At 51.3% G+C, this 3,422-nt stretch carries 2 rRNA genes; both read left to right on the top strand.

Features of this window, described 5'->3' with window-relative positions:
• The first annotated feature begins 217 nt into the window (after nucleotides 1-217).
• Nucleotides 218-3,139 (top strand): 23S ribosomal RNA (locus ACFW9O_RS36560).
• A gap of 50 nt (nucleotides 3,140-3,189) precedes the next feature.
• Nucleotides 3,190-3,305 (top strand): 5S ribosomal RNA (gene rrf / locus ACFW9O_RS36565).
• Nucleotides 3,306-3,422: the final 117 nt, after the last annotated feature.

Below are 3,422 nucleotides of genomic sequence, written 5' to 3' on the forward strand. Positions count from 1 at the left end.
TCGTAACGAGGTAGCCGTATCGGAAGGTGCGGCTGGATCACCTCCTTTCTAAGGATTTTAACGGAATATAAGACCTTGGGTCTTATAAACAGAACGTTCCCTGTCTTGTTTAGTTTTGAAGGATCATTCCTTCGAAACGTGTTCTTTGAAAACTAGATAACAGAAGAATTCACATTCAATTAGTAATACAAGATATCACATAGTGATTCTTTTTAACGGTTAAGTTAGAAAGGGCGCACGGTGGATGCCTTGACACTAGGAGTCGATGAAGGACGGGACTAACACCGATATGCTTCGGGGAGCTGTAAGTAAGCTTTGATCCGGAGATTTCCGAATGGGGAAACCCACTATACGTAATGGTATGGTATCCTTACCTGAATACATAGGGTATGGAAGACAGACCCAGGGAACTGAAACATCTAAGTACCTGGAGGAAGAGAAAGCAAATGCGATTCCCTGAGTAGCGGCGAGCGAAACGGGATTAGCCCAAACCAAGAGGCTTGCCTCTTGGGGTTGTAGGACACTCTGTACGGAGTTACAAAGGAACGAGGTAGATGAAGAGGTCTGGAAAGGCCCGCCATAGGAGGTAACAGCCCTGTAGTCAAAACTTCGTTCTCTCCTGAGTGGATCCTGAGTACGGCGGAACACGTGAAATTCCGTCGGAATCCGGGAGGACCATCTCCCAAGGCTAAATACTCCCTAGTGACCGATAGTGAACCAGTACCGTGAGGGAAAGGTGAAAAGCACCCCGGAAGGGGAGTGAAAGAGATCCTGAAACCGTGTGCCTACAAGTAGTCAGAGCCCGTTAACGGGTGATGGCGTGCCTTTTGTAGAATGAACCGGCGAGTTACGATCCCGTGCAAGGTTAAGCAGAAGATGCGGAGCCGCAGCGAAAGCGAGTCTGAATAGGGCGAATTGAGTACGTGGTCGTAGACCCGAAACCAGGTGATCTACCCATGTCCAGGGTGAAGTTCAGGTAACACTGAATGGAGGCCCGAACCCACGCACGTTGAAAAGTGCGGGGATGAGGTGTGGGTAGGGGTGAAATGCCAATCGAACCTGGAGATAGCTGGTTCTCTCCGAAATAGCTTTAGGGCTAGCCTCAAGGTAAGAGTCTTGGAGGTAGAGCACTGATTGGACTAGGGGCCCCCACCGGGTTACCGAATTCAGTCAAACTCCGAATGCCAATGACTTATCCTTAGGAGTCAGACTGCGAGTGATAAGATCCGTAGTCAAAAGGGAAACAGCCCAGACCGCCAGCTAAGGTCCCAAAGTATACGTTAAGTGGAAAAGGATGTGGAGTTGCTTAGACAACCAGGATGTTGGCTTAGAAGCAGCCACCATTTAAAGAGTGCGTAATAGCTCACTGGTCGAGTGACTCTGCGCCGAAAATGTACCGGGGCTAAATACACCACCGAAGCTGCGAATTGATACCAATGGTATCAGTGGTAGGGGAGCGTTCTAAGTGCTGTGAAGTCAGACCGGAAGGACTGGTGGAGCGCTTAGAAGTGAGAATGCCGGTATGAGTAGCGAAAGACGGGTGAGAATCCCGTCCACCGAATGCCTAAGGTTTCCTGAGGAAGGCTCGTCCGCTCAGGGTTAGTCGGGACCTAAGCCGAGGCCGAAAGGCGTAGGCGATGGACAACAGGTTGATATTCCTGTACCACCTCCTCACCATTTGAGCAATGGGGGGACGCAGAAGGATAGAAGAAGCGTGCGATTGGTTGTGCACGTCCAAGCAGTTAGGCTGATAAGTAGGCAAATCCGCTTATCGTGAAGGCTGAGCTGTGATGGGGAAGCTCCTTATGGAGCGAAGTCTTTGATTCCCCGCTGCCAAGAAAAGCTTCTAGCGAGATAAAAGGTGCCTGTACCGCAAACCGACACAGGTAGGCGAGGAGAGAATCCTAAGGTGATCGAGAGAACTCTCGTTAAGGAACTCGGCAAAATGACCCCGTAACTTCGGGAGAAGGGGTGCTTTCTTAACGGAAAGCCGCAGTGAATAGGCCCAGGCGACTGTTTAGCAAAAACACAGGTCTCTGCGAAGCCGTAAGGCGAAGTATAGGGGCTGACGCCTGCCCGGTGCTGGAAGGTTAAGAGGAGCGCTTAGCGTAAGCGAAGGTGCGAATTGAAGCCCCAGTAAACGGCGGCCGTAACTATAACGGTCCTAAGGTAGCGAAATTCCTTGTCGGGTAAGTTCCGACCCGCACGAAAGGCGCAACGATCTGGGCACTGTCTCAACGAGAGACTCGGTGAAATTATAGTACCTGTGAAGATGCAGGTTACCCGCGACAGGACGGAAAGACCCCGTGGAGCTTTACTGCAGCCTGATATTGAATGTTGGTACAGCTTGTACAGGATAGGTAGGAGCCTTGGAAACCGGAGCGCCAGCTTCGGTGGAGGCATCGGTGGGATACTACCCTGGCTGTATTGACCTTCTAACCCGCCGCCCTTATCGGGCGGGGAGACAGTGTCAGGTGGGCAGTTTGACTGGGGCGGTCGCCTCCTAAAAGGTAACGGAGGCGCCCAAAGGTTCCCTCAGAATGGTTGGAAATCATTCGCAGAGTGCAAAGGCATAAGGGAGCTTGACTGCGAGACCTACAAGTCGAGCAGGGACGAAAGTCGGGCTTAGTGATCCGGTGGTTCCGCATGGAAGGGCCATCGCTCAACGGATAAAAGCTACCCCGGGGATAACAGGCTTATCTCCCCCAAGAGTCCACATCGACGGGGAGGTTTGGCACCTCGATGTCGGCTCATCGCATCCTGGGGCTGTAGTCGGTCCCAAGGGTTGGGCTGTTCGCCCATTAAAGCGGTACGCGAGCTGGGTTCAGAACGTCGTGAGACAGTTCGGTCCCTATCCGTCGCGGGCGCAGGAAATTTGAGAGGAGCTGTCCTTAGTACGAGAGGACCGGGATGGACGCACCGCTGGTGTACCAGTTGTTCTGCCAAGGGCATCGCTGGGTAGCTATGTGCGGACGGGATAAGTGCTGAAAGCATCTAAGCATGAAGCCCCCCTCAAGATGAGATTTCCCATAGCGTAAGCTAGTAAGATCCCTGAAAGATGATCAGGTTGATAGGTTCGAGGTGGAAGCGTGGCGACACATGGAGCTGACAGATACTAATCGATCGAGGACTTAACCAATTTGAATGTATGCTTACTGTTATCTAGTTTTGAGAGAACACTCTCAATGGTTTGGTGGCGATAGCGAAGAGGTCACACCCGTTCCCATGCCGAACACGGAAGTTAAGCTCTTCAGCGCCGATGGTAGTCGGGGGTTTCCCCCTGTGAGAGTAGGACGCCGCCAAGCTATCTTAACCCAGTTTATGATGAACTGGGTTTTTTATATGGAAGATCACATAGATATATAAAGCTAATGCCTTTGAAAGGCATTAGCTTTTTTGTTTACATTGATTTTGCTTTGCTG

It is taken from the genome of Streptomyces sp. NPDC059499 (assembly GCF_042749285.1).
Taxonomy (GTDB): Bacteria; Actinomycetota; Actinomycetes; order Streptomycetales; family Streptomycetaceae; genus Streptomyces.